The sequence below is a fragment of the Corynebacterium sp. HMSC06G04 genome (assembly GCF_001807365.1).
Taxonomy (GTDB): domain Bacteria; phylum Actinomycetota; class Actinomycetes; order Mycobacteriales; family Mycobacteriaceae; genus Corynebacterium; species Corynebacterium simulans.
In genome coordinates this window covers 195,448-218,077 of the sequence record NZ_KV788618.1, presented here as the reverse complement: position 1 = coordinate 218,077, position 22,630 = coordinate 195,448, and the positions used below count along the sequence as shown (strand labels likewise).

The window sequence follows — 22,630 nt, the reverse complement described above, 5'->3', positions numbered from 1 at the left end:
TTAATCCTTGACCACTGTAGTCGGATAATAATAGTCCAAGCCAAAGCTAACCCCAGGAATCGTAATGAGTTCATAGCCGGGGATATCCAAGGCTGAATCAGTCAAATTCGGAATTGCCAAGGCGGCGTTTTCCAACTCTGCAAGTCTTGCAAAGTCGTTTTCATTCGACTTCGCGAAACTATTTGCAATGACAAGGATGTACGGGCCGGACTTTTGGCTCGCAGAAATCTTCTGTAACACTTCAGCGATCGAAGCAGCCTTGTTAATGTCGGTGTAAGTTGAAAACTGTTCAGCAAATCCACAGGAAAACACCATTCCTGGCTGTAAGAAATCTACAAACCGTGACAGCGACGTCAATTGAGCTGCGGTCATCGACGACTGTGCAGTGTCTCGAATGTTACAGGTTGTGTCCAAAATGAACGATAGGGCTTCAATCAATTCAGATTCAATAGAAGTGCTCGATTCATGCGGCAATACTCTTGAATCGCTCGGTTGAACTTCATTAGAGGTCAGTTGCTCTTCATCTTCACGGTCTTGGCTGGGAGCTATTGGAGCAAGATCCCTCATCGATGCTAATTTGTCGACCGCTTCTTTGAGTCGACGATCTTGCGAAGCCGCGAGTTGCATCTGCCGTTCTTCAATCTGAGTAGCCATTCGCTGGTTTGTGCGACATATGTATCTAGTTAAAGAATCTAGCTTTTCAAGAACCAGTGTAGTCCCCGCAATGAACACCCCAGCTAACAGTGGGGCCGACAAAAACGGGATAAAAAGCTGACATAGAAAAAGTAAAAATATTGCAAAACCGCCCAAATAAATCAATAGGCGAACACGCTTACTAACTCGCTTGAACCTTTGGGAAACTTTACTCATTTTCTCTACTCCAATTGACCACAGTCCGGCTGTGCACTCGCCCGTCGCTCCAACCTAGAGCTTGGGGCAACGGGCGAAACGCAACTCCTACATTTCGACATTCATTAGCCATCATCTCGCCAACTAAATCCCAAGTATGGCATTTTTCCATAAAGGCAAAAGCCTTGTTGGCCAATGCGACCTGCAACTCTGGATTGCTACAAAGCTCTTCAAGAGCATCAGCGAGCGAATCAACATCTCCTTGCTTGAAAGTCTTCGCGATCTCCGATTTTCCCCCTCCCTGCGCAACCTCAAATAGTGCATTTACGTTGGAGACCACCATAGGACGACGCGCCGCCATGGCTTCGAACGGTTTTAGCGGCGTGACGCATTCTGTAGCAGGCGTAGAAACCCGTGGAAGGACAACCACACGAACATCCGAAAACTCGCGCGGCACTGAGTCAGGTTCGAGACTGCCAGTAAACAGTATCGAGTTTTTTAACCCTACGGATTCTGCCAATGCTTTCAGCTTGTTTAGCTCCGGTCCACCACCCACTATCTTGGCGGTATACCTCGAACCTTGGCGCTGTAATTTTGCCAACGCCCGGATAAGTAGGTCCAAGCCTTCATAGTCTAATAGGGAACCGAAATATCCAATATCGTAACCAGCCGAGGCAATCGTGGATTCAAGACCTGGGACACCTTCAAACCTTGTTGGGTCTACTGCGTTCGGTACATATCCAATTTTGAGGTTTCCTTGTGAAGCTCGATCCGAGAGCAATTTTGCCATCGAAGCGTTCATAGTTACTACGCGATCAGCACTTAGAACCGAGAGGTCTTCCATTCTTGCGGTGCGTTTTGCTAAACCCATTTGCCCGCGTCCTTCATAGACCAGCTCCCATAGGCCGGAGACTTCATATATCACCCGAATTCCACACTTATGCGCTGCAATGATGGCAGGTAATGCGATCAAATATGTTGACCTCACATGAATGACATCAGGTTTTTTCCGGGCGAATGTCTCCTCATAAACCTCAATACAAGAAAGCATATACTGGTATTCTCCGGCGGAACGAGGAAGCTTCGCGAACAAATGACAATAGTCTAGGCCATCGAAACGATCCCGAATTTCAGTGCCAGCAGAAATAGTTTTATCCACCACATCCGTATAGAACCCAGGGCGGGTTACTGGAATGACTTCTAGACCCGCTTTTTGCATCGCTTTCAACAAACCATGGGCTCTAGATGAATACCCTCCCGGCAGGTATGGAAGGCTCGTGTGGAGTACCGTCAAAACCCTCAGAGTGGACTTCGGTCCTGAAGACACGGTTGGCACAGACGGAAGCTTCGTTTCCGCAGCTGCCTTTTCTAGGGCTAATGCAGCCTCTGCCTCGGCTCGTAACCGAGATAGGTCTGCATGTTCGGTTCGGCTAGGAACTAGCCTTACCACATCTTCAAATTTCCCAAGTTCCCATGCATTGCGCACTTCTTCATACAGTATTTGCGTCATTGACTGTGCCTCAACGTTGCCTTTCGAATTTCTCGAATTTCATTTTTGACACTACAGGTCTGGTGATGTTTTGTCCCGAAAAGGCTGAAGCACCACCCAGCACCTGTGAAATCATCAAAACTAACCCAACTAGATCTCTCCCTCAGGAACAAAGATACGGTTTTCTACAGTGACTCCAAGTTTCCTGTTTTTGCTTCGACGAGATCGCTCGCTTCACATTTCGTCAAGTTCATTCAAGAACTGTTCTGTATCATGTGGCTCAGCTCGGGTAAGTTCATTTAAACTATAGTTCCACCAATTTGATTCAAGTAGACAAGTCCTCAATTCTATACTCTTGGTACGGAGCTTTAGAATCTTCACGGCCAAACAGCCAACTATCGCATACGAAGTAAGCTTCCTTGGTCATGATCAAGTTGACAAAGTAACTGCACGGGTTCCAGTTTTATCCTGCGGGCGTGACGCTGCTCTAGTCGCGCACATCGCCGAGGTCCATGAAGAAAATTTTGGCGTCTACGGCATCCGTAAGATGTGGCATACTCTGCGCCGTGAAGGAATCGACATTGGCCGTGAGCAGCCCGCTCGCCTGATGCGTCTTGCTGGCGTCAGAGGCAAAGGTAAGTCTCCTATTACTACCCGCAAGCCGAAGGGACGTTGCTTCGCGGCGAAGAAGGCTGTCGCTTTTGACAAAAACTCGTTATCCATCTTGGCTTCAGCCAACTCACGGCGCAGGCGAGCATTCTCAGCACGCAGATCAGCCTCACTCATCCCATCCGAGGCTCCACGGCGTTCCCGCTCGAGTTTGACCCACCGGCCTAAAAGCCCGGCGGAAACACCAATCTCCTTAGCCACATGAGCGATCGGCCGCTCCGATTCGATTACCAGGTTCGCGGCTTCACGCCGGTACTCCGGCGTGTACTTCTTGCGCTGTTGACTCACAATGAACGTCCTCTCCCACGGACACAAGAGCCGTACAAATAGGGTGTCCACTAAACGAGGGTAACCTCAGGACGCCTCGAGCACTGAGTTAAGAAGTACACGTGCTAAATGGCCACATCAAGTCGCGGTATATTTTTTGGTATCTACGCGCGTTGTGTTTCCATGTATGTTTTTTTGCCCATTCCTTTCCTCCCTCAAGTTTTTCCGGATCGTGTTTACCAATGTCCCTTAAGTAATTTGCTAACTCTTCCGGATCCTCAGGCTGGAAGTAGTGGGCATATTGTCCAGTTATTTCCCTCAACGCTGGCAAATCACTAGCAATTACCGGAACCCCCAGGGCCTGTGCTTGTAATGCTTTAATTGGAGTTACTTTTCGGCATACCGGCGTATCTCGACGCGGTACGACAAAAGCATCAAGAACGGCATACCATTTCCAGATTGATTCGCTAGGCTGTTGACCTACGAACGAGACTCGGCCAGACAATCCCAGTGCTTTCGCCAACTTCTCGAGCTCGACCCGGGAGCTACCATCACCAACAATAAGCACTCTGATTTTTGGGGTGAAAACTACTGCTCTCAGGAGAACGTCAATCCCCTCGTATCCAACTACCGAAGTAACTGTACCTACCGTAGTCGTGTCCTCCAGCCCTAGTTCTTTCCGCAACAACGACTGATCAAACTCTCTATTCACTGAGTCATCATGCACAGCATTAGCTACCACGGTGATCTTTTCTCGTGAAACGCCTCGGTCAAGGAGCTCAGCTTTGGAAACTTCGCTCAATGCTACTACCGCGTTGGCGGCCTTCATGCATGCCGTTTCTTGGCTACGCGCAAGCTGATAAAAATCAGACTTTACCAAAGTTTCTTGTCGCTCAGCTGGGTGCTTCGACAGCCAGGTGCTCTCGAGTTCTCCGCGAACTTCGTATACCCACGGTATGCCTAGCTGTCTAGCAGCTTCCGCCACTACTAATGCATTGTTGTAATCAGTCGTAGTATGAAGAATGTCCGCGCCAAAATCTCTTGCCTGCTTAACCAATAACTCAACTTCAATTTCAAGTCGTTCAATTAATGAACCTGGGTAGCTACGAGGAAGGCTTCGGAAATACGGAATTCCTTCCACAATTTCGCAATCTTTTCTGGGCCATTTGCCGACGACCAGCGGATAGCCCAAACGTGTCATAGCTGCAACACGAATTCCTGATTGTTTCAACGCAAGCAGGGTGTTGTGAGATCTGTAAGTGTATCCAGACATGGTGTGCGGCAAACTATTCGTTAGATAGAACAGTACGCAGGGTGCACCGCTTTTCTGCAGAGTTCGAATATCTGAAGGGGCGCGGACTCCAGTAACCTCCTTCTCTAGCAGTTGTAGGCGTTCGCTTGCTCTGGCTACTCTATGTTTGTCCGCACTGCTTAGCTCTTCATAGCTTGTAGATTCCGTTCCTGATGCGAGGATCTCCTGAAGCGCACGCAACTCGCCTTCATCGTACATTCTCTGGACTGCTGTCTTCCGATGTGGGATCGACGGAAAATACTTGAGGCCTGCACGGAAAGGCGATTGCTTAATGCGTTGAAACACCTTTTCAAGAAAAAGTGCTGGGTCGTCTGAGGCCATCTTAAACATTGCCGAACACAAAAGCCGCGAAGTGCGAACATAGTGTATTAACTGTCTACGCATATTCATTCATTTCGCTTTGCCACAGTAGAAATAATCTGACTGAGCGTGCAAGGGGTTTCGTGACTACGTTGCCGTTTTACCCAATTTGCTCCGCTATCAGAAACTTCCAAACCCTTAGGGTTCCTCACTAGCTGTGTCCAAAGCTCTGCCAATGCCTTTGGATCATTCGGCCTCACCACCGTACCAGCATTCAAGCCCGTAATGATGGAGGCTGCTTCTCCTTGAACCACAGCTGAGATATGAATACCTGTTTCCATCAATTCGTATACCTTGGATGGGACCGTCCGTTTAAGGGGTTCCCAATCCGCGAGGTGGACAAGCGCGGTATCAGCCCACTGATAATACTCTTCAAGACTGTCGGCAGGGTGCCTAGGTTCAAAGCTCACTGCACTTCCCAAGTCTTTGGAGATCCGTTGCAGTTCGAGCTTTGCCGCTCCACTTCCAACAAATCTCAACCGCACATCCACGCCTTGCTGGATACAAAGCCTAAGGGCATCAACTGCATTCTGAAGATCCTGCGCTCGACCTATTGTCCCAGCGTACAACACTCTCAATGTCCTGGAAGTATCCACATTGCTGTTGGTTTTGAACTTTGTAGCTACAGGAAAAACATTTCGAATCGTGAAAACAGGAGGTGTGCTCCCGTTACGCATAAGCAAAGCTCGCTGTCTTAGATCCTCAGCAAGCTCGCTTGACGTCGAAATGATGGCGTCTGCTTCTCGCATACTCCGGTATAGAACTCGCTGCGTTAACCACGAAACGATTTGAAAAAGCCCAACGGAAAGCACTCTCTGCCTGAACGACTTTTTCCCTGTTCCTTCGTTCCAGCTATCAGACTCTTTTAGCAAATCAGGCCAAGCATCACGAAGATCGATAACGTAGGGAGCCTGAAATCTCTTGCTAGCTAACCAAGTTACTGCCGACGTCGGCAAAGCAGGAACAGTCCCGAAGATTAAATCCGGCCTGTAGCCTTTTATGGAGCCTCCAGCGGCAAGGAGAACCTGTAATGATCCCAAAGCCACGGCAGCTTGATTAAATGCACGTACCGTTAGTGATGTACCCCCAGGAAAGAAACCACTGCGCACGATACGCTCACCCGATGGGCCGGTCTCAGATTCCTTTCGACGAAGAAACCCACGAGCTTTTACCCATCGGGGGAACGACATCCTTCGGTCATAGTGCGCAGGCGGTGCGACAACAGTCACCGAATGCCCTTGCTCTTTCAGGATTTCTGCCAGCCATGCCCATCGACGTTGAGGAACACCATTTTCTGGGTACCAGTATTGGGAAATAACGAGGATTTGCAAGCTTTTCATCCATCTTCTACACGAGTCAGCTGGGCATTCATCGAACAGCGAATTGGTCAAGACTCTAGAATGACAATAATACGTCTTACGTCTAGCCAACCCAATCCCAATTAACTGAAAGATGCCGCCAGAAGCGGGTGTGCGCGCCTATTTCCAGATTCCCTTGGTATCGATCACAGTCTTTCCTTCGATAATGGCCGGATCCATCTCGATAAATTCCTTGTGATTAACAAGAAGCAAAACAATGTCGGCGTCTGCAACAGCTCCTTCAAGATCTTGCTTCTTGAGATTGGAAATCGCCGAAAGCGGCTCAGGGAGTTCTGGGACATTTGGTTCGACCACACGAATATCCAACTCGGGGTTTTCCTGCCCAAGTTGCTTGACGATATTCAAGGACGGTGATTCGCGCAAATCATCGATATCGTTCTTGAAGGCGATGCCTAACGCAGCAACGACAGCATCTTGCTTATCGGCAAGGGCTTGCTTGACCTTCTTAATTACCCATTGAGGCTTTCCGTCATTAACTTCACGCGCCATTTTGATGATCCGTGCTTCTTCAGGTACCGAAGAAACAATAAACCAAGGATCCACTGCAATACAGTGTCCGCCGACTCCTGGGCCAGGCTGAAGGATGTTGACACGCGGGTGGTGGTTGGCAAGATCAATTAGCTCCCAGACGTCGATACCAAGACGATCACTAATCAGGGAGAGCTCGTTTGCAAAAGCAATGTTGACATCGCGGAAAGAATTCTCCGTCAACTTTGCCATTTCTGCAGTAGTTGCATTGGTCTGCAGCAGCTCGGCAGTACAGAACGTCCCATAAAGGTCACAGGCCATCTGAGTGCCTTTAGGAGTTAAACCACCAATAACTCGATCGTTGTTTTCCATCTCCTCCATAATTTGTCCAGGCAAAACTCGCTCGGGACAGTGTGCAACAAAGATGGCATTCTCGGAATCTTCATCCAAAGAAAGGTCAGGCCTAAGCTCGATAATATGCTTCGCCATTGCCTCAGTGGTGCCAGGAGGGGAGGTCGACTCAAGGACCACGAGCGCGCCTGGCCGTAGGTGGGGTGCCATAGCTTCTGCAGCTGCGTTGATGTATTTGGTATCAACCTTATAGTTCTCACGAAATGGCGTCGGCACACAAACAATGTACGCGTCAGCCTCGATTTGCTCTGCCTGTGCTTTCAAGAACCCCTCACCTACGACACGCTTTAGCAAAGCTTCAAAACCAGGCTCAAAGAAGGGAACTTCTCCCCTATTAATCGAATCTACGAAATCCGGATTGACATCAACACCGGTTACACTGACACCCTTTGACGCGATGAAAGCGGCGGTAGGAAGCCCGATATACCCCAGACCAACAACACATACCGAGTTAAATTTGGTGGCCGACTTTTCTTCGGTTGCCATTTAGAACCTTTCTGGGTTAATTACTTGTCTTCCCTATATTAGGCATTCAACTGCTTCCATGCCGACATTAGGCCCTTTTCACCCAATCACGAAGAGCTCCACCACATGTCCCACACCTGGCCACCCAAGCCCATGAAGAATAAGCAAAAAGAACACCTCTAACCAGGCGATTTGCCTCCATACTCACAAGCACTATATAGTTACTTCTCGTTGCACAGAGCGAAGCGATTTGCTCAGCAGCATACACATATTCCTCCATAGCTCAGTTGGCAGAGCATTCGACTGTTAATCGAAGGGTCACTGGTTCGAGCCCAGTTGGAGGAGCAGACAGGAACCGCCTGATTTCAGGCGGTTCTTTTTCTCGTTTTGTATCGCGTTGGTTCATAAAGCTTTGGGCTTGGACTTCCCTACTGCTCGTCGAACACAGTGGGCTTTAGTGCCTCGAGGATATCGTTGTGGTCGCCGGTCTTGTTTGCGCGCTTTATGTAGTGCCGACCGGTGATCGCAGGGCTTGTATGCCCTAGATGTCTGGCTGCTTCCTCAGCCCCCTTTTCGCGGGCGATTACGGTTGCGACAGTGGAGCGGAAAGACTTCAGCTTGATGTGCTTAAAGCGCGCGCCACGCGCCTGCCGGAACCTATTGCCGAGGTTGTGCATGCTGTGCATCGTTCCGGCCCTACTGGGAAAAACATAAGGCACATTCGGATCGCGGCGGGCAAATCGCTCACGCAACATCTCCGCAAACCATTCAGGGATGACAATTTCGCGAAAGCCGGCCGCGGTCTTCGGCTCCGGCTGCCGAACTAACTTTCCGTCTTGGTATACGGCACAGCCACTGACAATCATCGTCGCCGGCTTGCTATCCAAGTCCACTTCTTCCCACAGCAGCGCGGGAAGTTCTCCCGGACGAATTCCGGTTGCCATGTAGCAGCACACCATCCCTGAAAGGTCGGTACGCTTTCCTTGACTTTCCCAAGCAAGGATCTGCGCAAGGAGCTCATTAAACTCCTCCGGTGTAACCTCAACCGGTTCAGCGCGCGGCAATTGCGGCAGCTGAGCAGTCCGCGCGGGGTTCTGTGTCCATAGCTCAAGCCCTTGCCGCTCAGCTATCGAGAAGGCATGTAAGAGCAGAATTCGCAGATGCCGCGCTGAAGCAAGCGAGCTGTCCGCCACTCGTGACAGCCAAGAATGGACTACGCGCGCCTCACAATCTTCCAGGCGGAGATTCCCCAGCGCTGGAATGCCACGCTCGCCTACGAGAAACCGCCGTGCACGCTGATACATGTTCACGGTTTGAATTCGATTTCCTTGCCCGATTTCCCCAGTGCGCAATGCTTGCAGAGCAATGTCAACCAGCTCCAACACCGTCATCCGCGCAGTGACGGCAAAGCGCTGCTCGTTGAACACCAATGCCCAACCACGCTCTTCCAACAGACGTTGCACTTCTTCCCTGCTGGCGCCAACCTCACTAAGTTCAACGATGGCACCGCTGAAGTCCTTCGTCCGCCCTATGGCCTTCCACCCCGTATCAGTGCGTACTACGTTGTCAATCACAACGCCGCCTACCTTGGGCTCACTATTTTCCTCCATGCTCTATTGGACTGATCAAAAGTGCGATTAGTTCCAATCCCAAATGAAGACTTAAATTTGGCCTACCCACTGAGAAATACAAAACCGCCGCATTGGAACACAATGGGTGTTCCAATGCGGCGGTTAGTTTATGTCAGAGTGAACTGCAGGCTGTTTACTTTTCCAGCTCTTCCTCCGGAGCTACGACCTCTTCAAAACGCGGTACCTCATCCGGCACCAACTCAGTGCTAAAGTCTGGCAAACGCTTTCCTACTTCTAGAAGCTCCGCAATTGCTGCAACCGAGCGCTGAGCGCCCTTGCCATCGCCATATGGGTTAACGGCATTAGCCATTGCAGAATAAGCGGCATTGTCATCAAGCAGAAGCTTTGCCTCTGCCACGATAAGCTCACGGTTGGTTCCCACCAGCTTCACGGTGCCGGCGACGACGGCCTCAGGGCGCTCGGTGTTTTGGCGCATGACCAAAACCGGCTTGCCCAAGGAAGGTGCTTCCTCCTGGACTCCGCCAGAGTCGGTCAGGATAATGGCCGCACGGTTCTGGAGCTTGGTGAACTGATCATACGGAAGAGGATCCGTGATGATGACGTTCTCCAGCGCCTCAACCTCCGGAAGAACTGCTTCGCGGACCTTAGGGTTCAGGTGCAGCGGCAGCGCAAAAATAGTATCCGGATATGTCTTTGCTAGATCCTGTACAGCACCACCGATCTCCTTCATCGCGTCAAGGTTCTCGCGGCGGTGTGTGGTGACAACAACGAAACGCTTGTCCGAGTTAGCGGCCTCAGCAAGAGTTGGATCCGAGAATTCGATGTCCCAAGTTGCTGCTTCAAGGAGAGCATCAATAACCGTATTACCGGTTACAACGATGTCCTTAGAACGAACGTCCTCGCGGCGCAGGTTCTCCATTGCACCTTCAGTCGGCGCAAGGTGCAGGGCTGCAACCTGACCGATGATCTTACGGTTTGCTTCCTCCGGGAACGGGGACAAGATGTTGCCGGTACGCAGTCCTGCCTCCAGGTGAACGATCTGCACACCGCGGTGGAAGCCCGCAAGAGCCGCTGCCATGGCCGTTGATGTATCACCCTGGGAAATGATGACGTCCGGCTCCTCAGCAACGATGATCTCATCGAGGCCGGCAATTGCACGGGAAACAATCTCATTGAGGGTCTGTCCCGGCTTCATCAATCCCAGATCATGCTTGGGGGTAATTCCAAACATGGTGTTTACCTGCTCCAGCATTTCCTTGTGCTGGCCAGTAGAGACTGCAACGGACTCGAAGCGATCATCAGCCTCTAGAGCTTTGATGACCGGTGCGACCTTGATTGCTTCAGGTCGAGTACCGTACACAGTCATAATTTTCGGCTTAGCCATTGTGCTCCTTGGAAGCGTTTTAGGTGTCATACCAACATTTGCTGTCTCGCCAATGATTGCACGTTTCTGTCTCTTCGCGCGCGGGTATGACCAATACTGGGGTGGGTTCCCAATGAAATCGGGTTACTCGGTGACTTGCACCGATCCATCCGCATTGACAGTTACCGTCGCAGCCATGGCCTTTGCCAGATTTAGGCGCTGCCAGGAGCCTGCCTCGCCCTGCCAGTCGAGGGGGTGGCCGGCTGGGTTTGCGGTTTGGCGAAGCACCTCGGCGCGCTGCTCCCAAGTGAGCTCGGGATGGGTTGATTCGAGCAGGACCGGCGCGGCCTTCGGGACAATCATTGGAGCATCGGTGGCATAAGCTGGCTTAAAGTCGTAGTCCAGCATCGGAGCATAACGCTCAACCGCCTGCTCGTCGGTAGCGTAATTCTTACCCGCATCAGCCTGCTGGGCTACGAGCTCGGAGATGTCCTTGCCAGTGCGCCACTTCATCTCTGCACGGATTTCGGCCGCTGCTTGGTCAAGCGCATCGTGCATACGTGGATCGTTGAGACGGTCGGCTGCTGCGGCCTGTCCCGTCATACGGCCGCCGATAACGTCGAGCGGATAATGCACGCCCATGACCACGCGGTGGTTGCCGGCTTCCGCGCCGCGCAGCACGAGCTGCGGTGCAACCTCCGGGAGCATGTGGGCCATCAACGTGGTGATCCAAGTTGCCTGGTTTGTATGGCCAGACGGAAAGGCTGGCGTGGTGCCGTAATAGTCCTTCTTACCGTCGTTGTACTTGTGAATAGCATCGGGTGCTACCTGGAAAGGACGTCGCACGTTGAAGTGGTACTTTTCCGCGAAGGTAGAGCTAGCTAGTCCACCGGCACGAGCTAGGTAGCCATTTCCCAACAGGTACTCCGTCTTTGGCAGGCGGTGCTCGGCAAGAGCATCGCGGAAAGCGGCGCCAAACTCCTCACCCAGTGCGTCAGAAACCGCAAGCATCACGCCGTCAGTGTCAGCAGCCGCATCTTGCTGAGCGCGCTTAATCAGCGCTGGATCATCGGCAGCAGCGTTGTTGATGGCGATGGCCTTTTCGAGGTTCTCATCCATGATTGGCTGCTGGGTCTTCACATGGTCAAACATGCGGACTACTTCCCAGTAGACACCGTATTGGTAGGAAGAGACATCGGAAGGAAAGCCAACCAAGTAGTCGGTGGTGAATGGAGTTGGGGTTGGTGCGCCGTCATGCTGGACTGCTGGGGCACCACTGCTCGAGCCGGTAACAGCCCCCGTAAGCGCTGGCATCGAAGACGATAGCTGTGCACTAGCTGGCGCAGGATTCACATGTGCGCCTGCACCCGCTACACCCACTGCCAGAATTGCGGCCGCTACAGAACGGCGGGAAGCAGCAACTATCGAATAACGATGACGAACCATATTTACTTTCTCCATTGAATTAGCGACAAGAACGCACAGAACGCTAGCTGCATAAGGTGGCGAGAAGGTTAAATTTTTCCGGCTAAAAGATGATCTTTTCTGGTGGCGCGATGGATTTAGCTGAGATGGGTTTAGCTTCGAACGTTGCTTACTTCATCTTCGTTCGAATCCGAGCTGACAGGAACAACACCGATGGCGGCCGTGGTCAGGGCGGCCATGGCTATTGCGGCTGATGCCGCTTGCGAGAGACAAGATCGAGCGGTCACGTCTTTAAACTATCGTGCTTTACCCGAGTTGGGAAGCGGTCACAATAAATTTCATCAATGAGGATACCCACCACTACACCACCGATACAGGTAGGCTGGGTGAGGTTATTAGCGTTAAATCACTACCTGAAGGGTGAGATACTCCAACCATGATCCAATTCGTAGTAGGCGCCGCCGCAGGTTATGTCTTTGGTACCAAGGCCGGCCGCAAGCGTTATCACCAGATCAAGGGCGCATACGAAAAAGCGATCAACTCCCCCGTCACCAAGAACGCAGTAAACGCCACCCGCAAGGCAGTGGCAAACAAGCTCGATCCAGAACCCCGCATGAAAGAAGTAAAGGATCTAAGCCGCGGCCGCCGCATCAAAGGAAACCAGCTAGACGGCCAAGACCGTATCTACGAGCCTGACGAAGACTAGCTAGGCTGCGGCCCACGGAATGCCCTGTCGTTAAGCTCGCGGCGGGCTTGCTCAAGGGCGACGAGATCGGCGAAAAGCGAGTTATAGGCTTGCTCGTCGTCGGAGGGGCGCATGCGGCCTAGTTGGGCCTTGATTTGGGCTACTTGGTCGCCCACGCGGGCTTCCTGGAGGCGGGAAAGTACGCTGTCAGCATAGACCTCCCAAGCTTTGGGATCGGACTCATCGCCCACCTTGATGGGTTCCACGGCAAGCTCACTGACAAAGTTGCGCGCGGTGAGATCGAGCATCTCCCCTGCCACAGCGGCGATCCATTCCACGCTGGGCAGGTTGGCTCCGGCAGCAACGCCACCGACGGTAGAGATCGCCTCGCGGATGATGCGGTAAGACTCGTTCGAGTACGCATCGGCGGTAATCCCGTCAAAATAAGAACCGGCAAGGCCCGGGTACTGCAAGGCCAGCTTTAGGGCCTCCCGCTGCGGCCACAGGTGGGTCTCACGGGGGCTTGGCACGTGGAAGACCGGAGTGTTCTGTTGTGCGGGAGCGGGCGTGCCGGCTTTGATCGGGGCGTCGGCAAGCCGTGCCTTCTTGTCCCGTTTCTTAGGTCGGCGAGCCTCCTGCTGAACCTGCTGCAGGACTTCCTCTGGGTTGGGCCAACCCACCCAGCCGGCTAGGCGGCGGGCGTACTCACGCTGCAGCGGGGCGTCGCGAATCTGCGCCACCACGGGCACCGCACGACGCAATGCTTGCAGACGCCCCTCTGCGGTATCGATGCGGTATTCGCTAAGCACCGACTGGATGACGAACTCGAACATCGGGATGCGGTCCGCGATGAGCTCACGCACCGCGGCGTCGCCCTTGGCCAGGCGCAAATCGCAAGGGTCCATGCCCTCTGGTGCCACCGAAACGAAAGACTGCCCAGTAAAGGACTGCTCCCCTTGGAAAGCGCGCATCGCGGCTTTCTGTCCAGCCTCATCACCGTCGAAGGTGTAGATGAGCTCGCCATTGAAGTAGGAATCATCCAGCATCAACCTGCGCAGGACCTGCAGGTGATCGCCGCCGAACGCGGTGCCACAGCTGGCCACGGCGGTCTTCACGCCTGCGGCATACATCGCCATGACGTCGGTGTAGCCCTCCACCACCACCGCTTGGTGTGCTTCCGCGATGTTGCGCTTGGCCAAATCCAAGCCAAAGAGCACCTTGGACTTGCGATAGAGCATGGTCTCAGGCGTGTTCATGTACTTGCCCAGGTTGTCATCCTCAAAAAGCTTGCGGGCACCAAAGCCAATGACGTTGCCCGAAAGGTCCTTGATGGGCCACAGCAGGCGGCGGTGGAAGCGATCGATGGGCCCGCGCTTGCCCATCTTGGAAATGCCAGCAGCCTCTAGCTCCTCAAAAGAAAAGCCCATGCGCAGAAGGTGCTTGGTGGCAGTGTCCCACCCCTCCGGGGCATAACCGCACTCGAAGTCATAGATGGTCTCGCGGCCAAAGCCACGATCGAGTAGGAACTCGCGCGCCTTGGCTGCTTGCGGGGTCTCTAGCTGCTCTCGGTAGAACTGGTGGGCTGCCTTGTTCGCCGCGATAAGGCGCTGCCGAGTGCCAGGTTTTTCGTTGCGATTGCCGGTGCTGCCGCCTTGGTAATTGATGTGGTAGCCAATCTTTTGAGCCACCGCCTCGACTGCTTCGGGGAAAGAGACCTGCTCCATTTCCATCAGGAAGCTAAAAACATCGCCGCCCTTGCCCGTGGAAAAGCAGTGATAATAACCGCGTTGCGGGCGCACGTGGAAGGAAGGCGTTTTCTCTTCCTTGAAGGGCGACAGACCCTTCAAGGAGTCATAGCCAGCTGGTTTGAGCTGTACATACTCGCCCACTATTTCTTCCAAAGGCGCGCGTTCACGGATTGCTTGGATGTCGCTCTCCGGAATTCTGCCTTGTGCCATGCGCTAAAGACTACCCCGCTTGTGGGTTGCTGGCTTGCCTTGGGGTGCAGATGCAGTTGCCCAACAACTACAGATGGAAAAGCCGCTGGAAAGAACAGAAATTTACCCACCCTTGGGGTAGACAAAAAGCGGCAAAAGCCAAACCTGGAAAATGCAGAAGGTCCGAGTGTTTTCCCAGTGCTAGCTAGATTTTCATTGCAGGAAAATCCCTGCAAAGATGGGGGTATGGCCAATCCCCCCTCCTCCAAGAAAAAGCCCTTAGCCGTCCTCGGCAGCTTGCTCTTAGTCGCAGCCGCTGGCTACTTCGGAATCGACCTTGGCAGTGATTCTGGTAGCTCGCAGTCCACGAGTTCAACTGCAAGCTCCGCTTCATCATCCAACGCCGCGAATTTTTCCGGACACTACGCCTCGTGCGCGATGGATACCCTGCCCGAGGAAGCAGAAGAAACGGCCGAGGATATCTTGGCAGGCGGGCCCTACGACCATCCGAATAATGACAACAAGCGTTTTGGAAACTACGAGGGCGTACTGCCCAAAGAGTCCAAGAACTACTACCGCGAATACACCGTGGATTCGCCCGGCCTAAACCACCGCGGCGCCAAGCGCATCGTCACCGGCGGCGGCAGCGAAACCGACCCCGATGTCTGGTACTACACCGACGATCACTACGAATCCTTCTGCGAGATCCCCGATGCTGAATAATCTCTCCAAAGTTCTAATCACTCAGCCGCTTGAAAGCCGCGCAGATCTGTATTCCGCGCTCGGCACCATCCGTGGCTGCGATACCTGCACTGCCCCGCACAACCTCGACGACTTGGCGGACTTCCTGCACAAGCACAAGGTCGAAACCGTCGTCGCTTCCTCCTGGCGCCTGCCTGCAGAGGACACTGCAGCGGTGCTCGAGGTTTTTAAAGACAGCGCCGTCAAGCTTCACCGCTAGGCCGAAAACTACCCCATAAAGCCAGAAAACTCCGCGGTCTGGCGCGCTAGCCTCTCCAAACGGGACTCGGTCATCGAGGCGATCTGATCCACAATGACCCGCTGGCGCTCGGCATCCGATTCAGCGCGGTCGTACCACAGTCGGAACATCGGGTCGAGGGCGCCCGGTGCGCCGGCGGAAAGATAATCAAAAACGCGGTAGATGCGCTCGCGCTGGCGATCCTGGCGCGCCAAGTGCACCGGCTCATCCATCACGTAGAGCACCGCGATGGTCTTCAAAAGCTTGACCTCATTTTCCGCGCGCGCTGGCACGGCAAGGTTACCCTGCTGGCGCCCCAAAACCAGCTCCGGACCATTGGCCTCACGGGTGGCTTGCACCGTGGCACCAACGTAGCGGCCCACTAGCTCCGAAGTCATCTTTTTCAGCGTGGTGTAGGCGCGCAGGGAGGAATCAAACTCGCTGACTTGCTGGATGACGGGCAGGGCACGCAGGGAATCCGCGGCGTCGAGAAGCTCATCCGCGCTGCCACCGAAAGCTTTGGCGCCTTTCTCCGCGAGGGCAGCCAGCTCCACCAAGTCCCAAAGCACGGCGAGGGAAACGCGGCCCGAAACGATGCCATCCTCGACGTCGTGGACCGAGTAGGCAATGTCATCGGACCAATCCATCGCCTGTGCCTCCATCGAGGGGCGGGAGTCTTCGTGTTCTTCGCGCAGCCAGGCCAAGATGTGGGCGTCCTCGTCGTAGCAACCATACTTGCGGTTCACGCTGCCATCCGGATTGGTCTTGGTCCGCGGGTACTTGCACGCCGCGTCCAATGCGGCGCGCGTGAGGTTCAGCCCAAAAGAATTATCCTCCGCATCGACCACCTTCGGCTCCAGACGAGCCAAGATGCGCAGGGTCTGCGCGTTACCTTCGAAGCCGCCGCAGATATCCGCTACCTCGTTGAGTGCGTTCTCACCGTTGTGGCCATACGGCGGGTGCCCGATGTCATGGGTCAGGCCGGCCATGTCGCACAGGTCTGGGTCAAGCCCCAGCCCAGAGCCGATACCGCGGGCAATCTGGCCCACCTCCAGCGAGTGCGTGAGACGCGTGCGGGGCGTATCGCCGTCGTGGGGGCCAACCACCTGCGTCTTGTCAGCGAGGCGTCGCAAAGCAGCAGAGTGCAGGACGCGGGCGCGGTCGCGGGCGAAGGCGCCACGGCGATCCGCGTCGGCCGAGCCAGACTTGCTATTAAACACGGAGCCCTTGGGGCTCTCATCGAAGAGGCGGGCGGCGTCGTGCGGGGTATAGGAATAGCTCACATAGTGCAGTGTAGGCGCAACGAGCTTGTACTTTTCTGATTCTGGTAGGGGTGTCTGGCTGCCATTGCAATGCAAAAGCTCCTGCCCCAGTCTCCCTTTTTACGGGAAACCTTGGACAGGAGCTCTAACTATGTCCGAGCTTACTTGCTGGACAAAGCGCTGGACAGCTTATCAGCGAAGGAGAAAGGCAGGTTAACCAGTGCCTGCAGGGTGTCTGCTACGAGGTTGAAGACGTTGTTGATGATGTCAAACATAAGTTTTCCTTTCGATAGGGGGAGCTTTCACTAACCACGCTAGCGAGCAGAAAGTGGTTTTGCCACCAAAATCAACTGAGAATTTCCTGCGATAGCTGGAAAAACACTTAAAAATAGCCGCTGACAAGGTGCTTTATCTCCCGGCTTTATTGCGAATTTCTTCGTGCCGGGCGCGTCGCGTCGGGCGGATGAGCCCCTCGAAGCGGTGTAGACCGCTGCGCAGATGCTCAGCTAGCTCCTCCCCTAGTACCTTCCGCGCGCCGAAGACCACCAGGCCGCCCAACTCGTGGGCCAAATAGCGCCACCACGGCGGCGCGAAGGTGGGCGTGGGATAGCCGGCTGCACCGACCACCCGTGCCGCAAACCCCTCGTCGCGGGCGATTAGCCAGGCGCGCAAGCGATGTAGCGGGTCGGTCACGATGATGACGCGCTCGAAGCCATGCCTGCGGCGGATGGCGCGCAGGGATTCCACGGTGTCGTTGCCCTCCGGCACGGGCAACACAGTGGCGTGGCCTCTAAGGTACTTGGCGCCGACTTCTGCCTCGGTGAAGCGATCCCCGGGCAACTTGCCACCGACGGTAACGATGGGCACGCCCGGTGTAGCAACCGCAATGCGGCGGGCCTCGTCGAGGCGTGCCTGCAGGATGCGCGAGGGCCTGCCATCGTATTGAGCCGCGCCGAGCACGATGATTGCCTGTGCTTCAGGCTCCACCAGATTAAATTTCTGGGCAATCTTTTCCCGGGATTTCCGTGCTTTCCTGCAGCAGCTAACGCGTCTCATTTGCACTAGCCTAACGGTATTCTGGTGGGCATGACTTCTTCTGCGCGTATCGGTTCAGCCGCCCTAGCGGCACTCATCGTGGGGCTATCGCAGCCCACTGCTTTTGCAGCAACACCACCCCACAGCAACGCGCCGGCGGTGCTAGCGCAGGCTGCCCCCTCAAGCATTACTTCCAAGGTCACTGACAACGCTGGGGCGCTCTCCGCTGAGGAAAAAGACCAGCTGGAAGATGAAATCAAGACGCTGCAGAAGAACGAGGGCCTGGTGCTCTACGTGGTCTTTGAAAAGACTCTGTCTGGCTCCGCGGAAGACTTCGCGCAGCAATTCGTCGCCTCCAAGGGCCCGAACTCCGCCATTTATGTTGTCTCCGTCGAAGACCGCAAGGTCGGCGTGCAAACGGGTGGGGCCTGGCCAAAGAGCCGGCTGAATGCCATGTATGAGGCAGCTTCGGCACGCCTGGCAGACGATGACTTCGGCGGTTCTGCTTTGGAGTTAGTCGCAGCTGCCTCGGGCCGCGAGAAGGGTTCTTCTAGTTCTAGCTCCGCTGACTCTGGTTCAGGTGCCGGCTGGCTAGCCGGCGGTGCCGGTGCCCTGGCACTGGCCGGCGGCGGAATATGGTTGGCAGGCCGCCGCAAGACCAAGAAAGATTCCGCGGAGACGCTCAAGTCAGCGCGCGCCATCGAGCCGGACGATACGAATTCGCTGAACAGGCTCGATACCGCAACGCTCGAATCCTTAGCGCGCGAGGAGCTGGTCTCTACCGATGAGTCCATTCGCCGCGGCAAGGAGGAGCTCGACATCGCCACCGCCGAGTTCGGCCCCGAGCGCACGCGTCCTTTCACCCGCGCGATGAACCACTCCACCTCCACCTTGCAGAAGGCCTTTGCTATGCAGCGCCGGCTTAACGACGCCGCGCCAGAATCCGAGGCCGAGCGCCGCCAGATGCTCATCGAGATCGTCTCCTCGTGTGGCCAGGCCGATGATGCCTTGGATGCCCAAGCCGCGGATTTCGCCGCAATGCGCGATCTGCTGATCAACGCCGATTCCAAACTAGACGAGCTCACGCGCCGCAGCGTGGACGTGCGCGCCCGCATCCCGCAGGCCCAGCAGATTCTGGCACAACTGCAGGAAGACCACCCGGGCGCACTGGACTCCATCGCCGATAACCCGCACATGGCAGAAATCTCCGTGGGCGAGGCGGAAAAGCAACTCGACCGTGGCCGTGAACTCGCCGCGGCACCTGCCGGCCAGCAAGGCGGCCTGGTGGCCCTCATCCGCGAGGCCGAGCACGCCATCGAGGTGGCAGACCGCCTCCTTTCCGGCGTCGAGCACGCCGAGTCCAACCTCGCGGCCGCCAAGCAGAATCTTGCCGCGCTCATCGCTGAAGTCCGCGGCGAGGCGGACGAAGCCCGCCGACTGGAAAATCAAGGCAAGAAGCTTGGCACCGAGGCCGACTGGCAGGCACTTGCAGACGTAGCCACCCGCGCCGAGGCGGCCGTTACCGAGGCAGAGGCCGGCCAGGCCAGCGACCCCCTCGGCCACTACACCGCGTTGACTACCCTCGACTCCGAGCTCGACGAGCGCCTCGATTCCGTCCGCGAAGCCACCGCCACCCGTGCCCGCCAGCTCGACCTGTACAACCAGCAGATGCACTCCGCGCAGGCCGCCATCCAGGCCGCTGAGGACGTCATCTCCACCCGTGGCCGCGTGGTGGGTGCCACCGCGCGTACTCAGCTTGCCGACGCCAAGCGGCTGCACGCCCAAGCCATGCAGCTCAAAAACTCCGATCTGCGCAGCGCCATCGATGCTTCCCGCCAGGCCGCTAACGCCGCACAAAATGCGGCGCGCACCGCGCAGCAGGACATCAACTCTTATCAGCGCCGCCAACAGGTTCAGTCCGCCGGCTCCACCGCGGGAGACATCATCACCGGCATGGTCATCGGCCAGATGCTCGGCGGCGGCAACAGCCATGGTGGCTTCGGCGGTGGATTCGGGGGCGGCTTTGGCGGCGGTTTCGGCGGAAACTCCGGCGGCGGGGGCGGTGGCTTCCGCGGCGGTTCCTTCTAGATCCGCCGGCGCTTAGATCCGCCGGCGCTTCGGGGCGTCGACAAGCGCGCAGCAATAGGTTAAAAACGCGGCGTCGACGTCCGGCACCTGCTGCGGCCGCATATCCGTAATCTCCAGCACGCCCTTGAAAGTGGGGCGCGTGCGGATAATCTCGTTTCCGGAAGCGTCATAAATGCGGCGTTCCCTGCGGAAAGGATTAGGCCTATCCAGCGTGTACTCACGGCCCATACACTTAGCCTGCATGTGGCTAATGGAAACACCCTGCTGCCCCACGTGCAGAGTCTGGCCCGTGGTGGCCGTGCCGCGCACCCAGAAATGGCGACTGCCGCTGTCGATGGAGTGCTCCAGCAAAATGCGCTCCTGCGCCGAAGCCAGCTGGGATTCATTGACGTTCAGCACGTCAGCGCGCACCGTGGCCCATACGGTTCCTTCTTCATCACGCAGGCAATCTTCGGCCCACGTCCAATGCCGGTGTTCTGTACTCACGAATATCGCTAAATGCCTAGAACACGAAAAGGGAAAGCAGCGCCACCAGGGAGGCAAGCCCCAGCGTGGCAATGACGGGCACTGCCATGCCGCGGGTCTTGGCCTCCAGAATGAGACGGGTAAACCAGCTCAAGGCGATGATCTCGGCGTCGTTTAGCGCGGCCGCCTCGGGCTCCGCGTCGAACTCCAAGATGGCCTTGCGCACGCCGGAATTCTTTGTCGAAAACTGCGCTACCTTGTAGCCGGCGGCGTCTTCAATGATCCAGTCGCCGCCGTTTTCATTGATGAAGGAAAACGCGCGGCCAGCCGCATCCGCCGTGAGGCGCTTGGCGCGGCCCAGCGGGCCCTGCAGCGTATAGACGCGGCCATCCACGCGGGCCGTGGCGCCTTCTTGCGGGTCCGCTGCAAGCTGCCAAACCTCGCCGTCAATTTCTGCCTGATCTGCAGAAAAGACGCCGAAGGCCAGGGGCCCATCCTCCTTCAGCAGGACAGGCTTTTGGCTGTCAGTGCGGTCCCAGCTGGTGTATTGCATCGCTACTTTCTTCTTTACTTGGCCTTTAGCAGCCGATGAGGCGAGCGGCCAGGTATGCCTCAAGCTCGTCGATCTTGACGCGCTCTTGCTCCATGGTGTCGCGCTCGCGGACGGTAACTGCACCGTCTTCAAGGGAATCGAAATCGTAGGTCACGCAGAAAGGCGTGCCGATTTCATCCTGGCGACGGTAGCGGCGGCCGATAGCACCGGAGAGGTCAAAGTCAACGTTCCAGTGCTGGCGTAGCTTGGCAGCCAGCTCGCGGGCCGGGGTGGACAGCTCTTCCTTCTTGGACAACGGCAGAACCGCGACCTTGACCGGGGAAAGGCGGCGGTCCAAACGCAGGACCACACGCTTATCGGTGCCACCCTTGGCGTTTGGCACCTCTTCCTCGTCATATGCATCGACCAAGAAGGCCATCATGGAACGGCCTAGGCCGGCTGCCGGCTCGATGACGTATGGCACCCAGCGCTCCTCGGTGGTCTGGTCGTAGTAGGACAGGTCCTCGCCGGAGCCCTTCGCGTGAACCGAAAGGTCATAGTCGGTGCGGTTAGCCACGCCCTCGAGCTCGCCCCACTTGGAGCCGGTGAAGCCGAATGCATACTCGACGTCGACAGTGCGCTTGGAGTAGTGGGACAGCTTCTCCTTCGGGTGCTCGTACAGGCGCAGGTTTTCTTCCTTGATACCAAGGTCCACGTACCAGTTGTAGCGATCATCAATCCAGTACTGGTGCCACTGCTCATCCTCGCCCGGCTTGACGAAGAACTCCATCTCCATCTGCTCGAACTCGCGGGTACGGAAGATGAAGTTGCCCGGGGTGATCTCGTTACGGAAGGACTTACCGATGTTCGCGATGCCGAAAGGCGGCTTCATACGAGCGGAAGTCATCACGTTCTTGAAGTTAACGAAGATGCCCTGTGCGGTCTCCGGACGCAGGTAGTGCAGACCCTGCTCATCATCAACCGGTCCCAGGTAGGTCTTGAGCAGACCGGAGAATGCCTTCGGCTCGGTCCAGTCACCCGGCTGGCCGGTTTCAGGATCGTTGATGTCTGCTAGGCCGTTTGCAGGCTCGTGGCCGTGCTTTTCCTCGTATGCCTCCAGCAGGTGGTCAGCGCGGTAACGCTTGCCCGTGTGGCGGGACTCCACCAGCGGATCGGTGAAGACCTCAACGTGACCGGAGGAAACCCAGACCTGGCGCGGCTGGATGACGGAGGTATCAACACCCACGACGTCCTCGCGGGACTGCACCATGTGGCGCCACCACTGGCGCTTGATGTTTTCTTTCAGCTCCACACCGAGGGGGCCGTAGTCCCACGCAGAGCGCGAACCGCCGTAGATCTCACCTGCCTGGTAGACCAATCCGCGGCGCTTGCACAGGCTTACAACGGTATCGATGACGCTTGCCATGGTTAAAAAAGACTCCTCTGTTAAGGGACAGCCGTGAACAATGTTCCTAGTCTATCCTGCCTCCTTCCGCCTGTGGGCGGAGGGGTGAAAATAAATTTTGTATTTTATACAACACTGTGCAAGATGTGGGGTATCGTACTGTTTCAAGCGATTAACAGAAATTGGATTGAAG

At 55.6% G+C, this 22,630-nt stretch carries 19 protein-coding genes, 1 tRNA gene and 1 pseudogene; 6 read left to right on the top strand and 15 right to left on the bottom strand.

Translation table 11 applies throughout. The annotated features are described in order from the left end of the window. On the bottom strand, positions 1-654 hold the full coding sequence (locus tag HMPREF3158_RS08860) for a hypothetical protein (protein WP_141741029.1): 654 nt from the start codon (positions 652-654) through the stop codon (positions 1-3). A 208-nt stretch (positions 655-862) separates the two neighbouring features. Next, a complete protein-coding gene (locus tag HMPREF3158_RS08855) occupies positions 863-2,359 on the bottom strand; it encodes a glycosyltransferase family 4 protein (protein ID WP_083291068.1) in 1,497 nt (498 codons plus the stop codon). 334 nt (positions 2,360-2,693) lie between these two features. Between HMPREF3158_RS08855 and HMPREF3158_RS13410 the strand changes: the two are divergent. Next, a pseudogene (locus HMPREF3158_RS13410) lies at positions 2,694-2,912 on the top strand (IS3 family transposase); the annotation flags it as partial. Here HMPREF3158_RS13410 and HMPREF3158_RS13405 read toward each other — a convergent pair. The 4 genes from HMPREF3158_RS13405 to wecC all read right to left on the bottom strand — a co-directional run bounded on the left by HMPREF3158_RS13405 (position 2,870) and on the right by wecC (position 7,690). Then, positions 2,870-3,295, bottom strand: coding sequence for a transposase (locus tag HMPREF3158_RS13405; protein WP_083291072.1), 426 nt, complete (start codon positions 3,293-3,295; stop codon positions 2,870-2,872). The pseudogene HMPREF3158_RS13410 and the gene HMPREF3158_RS13405 sit on opposite strands and share 43 nt — an antisense overlap. An 88-nt stretch (positions 3,296-3,383) precedes the next feature. Next, complete coding sequence (locus HMPREF3158_RS08845) at positions 3,384-4,907, bottom strand: glycosyltransferase (protein ID WP_168161761.1); 1,524 nt, start codon at positions 4,905-4,907, stop codon at positions 3,384-3,386. 65 nt (positions 4,908-4,972) lie between these two features. Continuing rightward, entirely contained in the window at positions 4,973-6,286 is a 1,314-nt protein-coding gene (locus HMPREF3158_RS08840) for a glycosyltransferase family 4 protein (RefSeq protein WP_246816201.1), read from the bottom strand. Between the two features lie 138 nt (positions 6,287-6,424). Further along, positions 6,425-7,690, bottom strand: coding sequence for a UDP-N-acetyl-D-mannosamine dehydrogenase (gene wecC, locus HMPREF3158_RS08835; RefSeq protein ID WP_070498158.1), 1,266 nt, complete (start codon positions 7,688-7,690; stop codon positions 6,425-6,427). A gap of 251 nt (positions 7,691-7,941) precedes the next feature. Here wecC and HMPREF3158_RS08830 point away from each other — a divergent pair. Beyond that, positions 7,942-8,014, top strand: a tRNA-Asn gene (locus tag HMPREF3158_RS08830). A gap of 83 nt (positions 8,015-8,097) precedes the next feature. On the opposite strand, the gene HMPREF3158_RS08825 is transcribed toward HMPREF3158_RS08830, so the two are convergent. The 3 genes from HMPREF3158_RS08825 to HMPREF3158_RS08815 all read right to left on the bottom strand — a co-directional run bounded on the left by HMPREF3158_RS08825 (position 8,098) and on the right by HMPREF3158_RS08815 (position 12,070). Continuing rightward, positions 8,098-9,243, bottom strand: coding sequence for a tyrosine-type recombinase/integrase (locus HMPREF3158_RS08825; RefSeq protein ID WP_168161760.1), 1,146 nt, complete (start codon positions 9,241-9,243; stop codon positions 8,098-8,100). 190 nt (positions 9,244-9,433) lie between these two features. Continuing rightward, the gene (gene wecB / locus HMPREF3158_RS08820; RefSeq protein ID WP_070433052.1) at positions 9,434-10,645 is read right to left on the bottom strand and encodes a non-hydrolyzing UDP-N-acetylglucosamine 2-epimerase; all 1,212 of its coding nucleotides are present in this window, start codon (positions 10,643-10,645) and stop codon (positions 9,434-9,436) included. 123 nt (positions 10,646-10,768) lie between these two features. Then, positions 10,769-12,070 (bottom strand): acid phosphatase, encoded by a 1,302-nt coding sequence (locus HMPREF3158_RS08815; RefSeq protein WP_070433051.1) that lies wholly within the window; start codon positions 12,068-12,070, stop codon positions 10,769-10,771. 415 nt (positions 12,071-12,485) lie between these two features. Between HMPREF3158_RS08815 and HMPREF3158_RS08810 the strand changes: the two genes are divergently transcribed. Next, positions 12,486-12,755 carry a hypothetical protein gene (locus HMPREF3158_RS08810; RefSeq protein ID WP_070433050.1) on the top strand — a complete coding sequence of 90 codons (270 nt, stop codon included), beginning with the start codon at positions 12,486-12,488 and terminating at the stop codon, positions 12,753-12,755. On the opposite strand, the gene dnaG is transcribed toward HMPREF3158_RS08810, so the two are convergent. Beyond that, entirely contained in the window at positions 12,752-14,692 is a 1,941-nt protein-coding gene (gene dnaG / locus HMPREF3158_RS08805) for a DNA primase (RefSeq protein WP_070498155.1), read from the bottom strand. The genes HMPREF3158_RS08810 and dnaG overlap by 4 nt on opposite strands. A 225-nt stretch (positions 14,693-14,917) precedes the next feature. Between dnaG and HMPREF3158_RS08800 the strand changes: the two genes are divergently transcribed. After that, entirely contained in the window at positions 14,918-15,394 is a 477-nt protein-coding gene (locus HMPREF3158_RS08800; protein ID WP_061923948.1) for a guanyl-specific ribonuclease, read from the top strand. Next, positions 15,384-15,632, top strand: coding sequence for a hypothetical protein (locus HMPREF3158_RS08795; protein WP_070498153.1), 249 nt, complete (start codon positions 15,384-15,386; stop codon positions 15,630-15,632). The genes HMPREF3158_RS08800 and HMPREF3158_RS08795 overlap by 11 nt, the downstream gene beginning before the upstream one ends. Before the next feature lie 8 nt (positions 15,633-15,640). On the opposite strand, the gene HMPREF3158_RS08790 is transcribed toward HMPREF3158_RS08795, so the two are convergent. Continuing rightward, a complete protein-coding gene (locus HMPREF3158_RS08790; protein ID WP_070498150.1) occupies positions 15,641-16,933 on the bottom strand; it encodes a deoxyguanosinetriphosphate triphosphohydrolase in 1,293 nt (430 codons plus the stop codon). 387 nt (positions 16,934-17,320) lie between these two features. Continuing rightward, positions 17,321-17,899: a YdcF family protein gene (locus HMPREF3158_RS08785; RefSeq protein WP_070498147.1), complete on the bottom strand. Its 579-nt coding sequence runs from the start codon at positions 17,897-17,899 to the stop codon at positions 17,321-17,323. Positions 17,900-17,998: 99 nt separating this feature from the next. Here HMPREF3158_RS08785 and HMPREF3158_RS08780 point away from each other — a divergent pair, with 99 nt between their 5' ends. Further along, complete coding sequence (locus HMPREF3158_RS08780) at positions 17,999-20,035, top strand: TPM domain-containing protein (RefSeq protein ID WP_070498145.1); 2,037 nt, start codon at positions 17,999-18,001, stop codon at positions 20,033-20,035. Between the two features lie 12 nt (positions 20,036-20,047). On the opposite strand, the gene HMPREF3158_RS08775 is transcribed toward HMPREF3158_RS08780, so the two are convergent. From HMPREF3158_RS08775 to HMPREF3158_RS08765, 3 genes are read right to left on the bottom strand one after another with little or no spacing between them, the layout of a single operon-like run. Then, on the bottom strand, positions 20,048-20,521 hold the full coding sequence (locus HMPREF3158_RS08775) for a hypothetical protein (protein WP_070498142.1): 474 nt from the start codon (positions 20,519-20,521) through the stop codon (positions 20,048-20,050). A gap of 16 nt (positions 20,522-20,537) precedes the next feature. After that, the gene (locus tag HMPREF3158_RS08770) at positions 20,538-21,053 is read right to left on the bottom strand and encodes a hypothetical protein (RefSeq protein WP_070498139.1); all 516 of its coding nucleotides are present in this window, start codon (positions 21,051-21,053) and stop codon (positions 20,538-20,540) included. Positions 21,054-21,078: 25 nt separating this feature from the next. Then, positions 21,079-22,458 carry a glycine--tRNA ligase gene (locus tag HMPREF3158_RS08765; protein ID WP_070498137.1) on the bottom strand — a complete coding sequence of 460 codons (1,380 nt, stop codon included), beginning with the start codon at positions 22,456-22,458 and terminating at the stop codon, positions 21,079-21,081. Positions 22,459-22,630: the final 172 nt, after the last annotated feature.

Excerpts from the sequence above, each read along its gene's own strand:
- HMPREF3158_RS08770 (WP_070498139.1), bottom strand. The coding sequence starts at position 21,053 with ATGCAATACACCAGCTGGGACCGCACTGACAGCCAAAAGCCTGTCCTG.
- HMPREF3158_RS08765 (WP_070498137.1), bottom strand. The coding sequence starts at position 22,458 with ATGGCAAGCGTCATCGATACCGTTGTAAGCCTGTGCAAGCGCCGCGGA.
- HMPREF3158_RS08855 (WP_083291068.1), bottom strand. The coding sequence starts at position 2,359 with ATGACGCAAATACTGTATGAAGAAGTGCGCAATGCATGGGAACTTGGG.
- HMPREF3158_RS08780 (WP_070498145.1), top strand. The coding sequence starts at position 17,999 with ATGACTTCTTCTGCGCGTATCGGTTCAGCCGCCCTAGCGGCACTCATC.
- dnaG (WP_070498155.1), bottom strand. The coding sequence starts at position 14,692 with ATGGCACAAGGCAGAATTCCGGAGAGCGACATCCAAGCAATCCGTGAA.
- wecB (WP_070433052.1), bottom strand. The coding sequence starts at position 10,645 with ATGGCTAAGCCGAAAATTATGACTGTGTACGGTACTCGACCTGAAGCA.
- HMPREF3158_RS08845 (WP_168161761.1), bottom strand. The coding sequence starts at position 4,907 with ATGGCCTCAGACGACCCAGCACTTTTTCTTGAAAAGGTGTTTCAACGC.
- HMPREF3158_RS08815 (WP_070433051.1), bottom strand. The coding sequence starts at position 12,070 with ATGGTTCGTCATCGTTATTCGATAGTTGCTGCTTCCCGCCGTTCTGTA.
- HMPREF3158_RS08840 (WP_246816201.1), bottom strand. The coding sequence starts at position 6,286 with ATGAAAAGCTTGCAAATCCTCGTTATTTCCCAATACTGGTACCCAGAA.
- wecC (WP_070498158.1), bottom strand. The coding sequence starts at position 7,690 with ATGGCAACCGAAGAAAAGTCGGCCACCAAATTTAACTCGGTATGTGTT.
- HMPREF3158_RS08800 (WP_061923948.1), top strand. The coding sequence starts at position 14,918 with ATGGCCAATCCCCCCTCCTCCAAGAAAAAGCCCTTAGCCGTCCTCGGC.
- HMPREF3158_RS08810 (WP_070433050.1), top strand. The coding sequence starts at position 12,486 with ATGATCCAATTCGTAGTAGGCGCCGCCGCAGGTTATGTCTTTGGTACC.
- HMPREF3158_RS08795 (WP_070498153.1), top strand. The coding sequence starts at position 15,384 with ATGCTGAATAATCTCTCCAAAGTTCTAATCACTCAGCCGCTTGAAAGC.
- HMPREF3158_RS08860 (WP_141741029.1), bottom strand. The coding sequence starts at position 654 with ATGGCTACTCAGATTGAAGAACGGCAGATGCAACTCGCGGCTTCGCAA.